Origin of the sequence: Marichromatium sp. AB32 (assembly GCF_003718675.1) — a bacterium.
Classification (GTDB): Bacteria; Pseudomonadota; Gammaproteobacteria; order Chromatiales; family Chromatiaceae; genus Marichromatium; species Marichromatium gracile.
In genome coordinates this window covers 1-916 of sequence record NZ_RHFJ01000131.1, presented here as the reverse complement: position 1 = coordinate 916, position 916 = coordinate 1, and the positions used below count along the sequence as shown (strand labels likewise).

General features: G+C 62.9%; 1 protein-coding gene. It reads right to left on the bottom strand.

The window, feature by feature from the left end:
- Window positions 1–856 (bottom strand): IS5 family transposase gene (locus EBL85_RS16825; RefSeq protein WP_123143511.1). Its coding sequence is split into 2 segments (ribosomal slippage), with 857 coding nucleotides annotated over them: window positions 1–508 and window positions 508–856; the frame shifts between segments, so codons are not numbered across the junction. This gene is flagged as partial in the annotation.
- Window positions 857–916 lie beyond the last annotated feature (60 nt).

Below are 916 nucleotides of genomic sequence, written 5' to 3'. Positions count from 1 at the left end.
TACGTTTTGTACGAAAAGTAATGCCTGAGGCATCTGCGGATGCAAGCAAGCGTGAACATTGCCGAGAAGCTGGCCGCCAACTTGTCGTAACGGGTGGCGATGCGTCGACAGGACTTGAGCCAGCCGAACAGGCGCTCAATGACGTTGCGCTTGCGATAGCTGGGCTTGTTGAGTGTCCGAGGGCGGCCAGGCTTGGGTTTGCGCACGCCCTGGCGCTGCGGGATCACCGGACGGATACCGCGCCGATCGCAGTAGCGGCGTAAGTCGTCGGCATCGTAGCCCTTATCGGCGAGCAGTTGGCGGCAACGGGTGCGCGGACGACCTCGATGAGCGCTGGGCAAGCGGACCTGATCGAGGAGCGGTGGAGCATAGCGGATGTCGCTGTGCTGCCCCGGAGAGAGCAGAAAGCTCAAGGGAACGCCTTTGGCGTCGCAGAGCAGGTGGATCTTGGTCGTCAGGCCGCCGCGACTGCGCCCGAGCGCATGGCTCAGCGGCTCCTGCGGCCCCCTTTTTTTCCGCCGCCAGCGGCAGCGCGCGTGGCACGGATCGAGGTCGAGTCGATCATCCAGGTCTCCAGATCGATCAACCCATCCTCGCGCAGCCGGATGTGCAACCGTTCCAGGACCTTGGTGAAGGTGCCGTCGTCACGCCAGTCGCGAAACCGCTGGTAGACCGTCGACCAAGGACCGAAGCGCTCAGGCAGGTCGCGCCACGCCGCACCCGAGCACAGTACCCAGAAGATGCCGTTGAGCATCAGGCGGTCATCCCGGCGTGGGCGACCGGTACGCTGCGGACGGGAAAACAGATCGGCGATCAGCTCCCAGGCCTCTTCTGGAAGCTCGTAACGTCTCGACATCTGGCCTCTTCTCCTGCAAGAACGAGGTCAGTGTATCAAGCAGGGTTTTCGTACAAAACG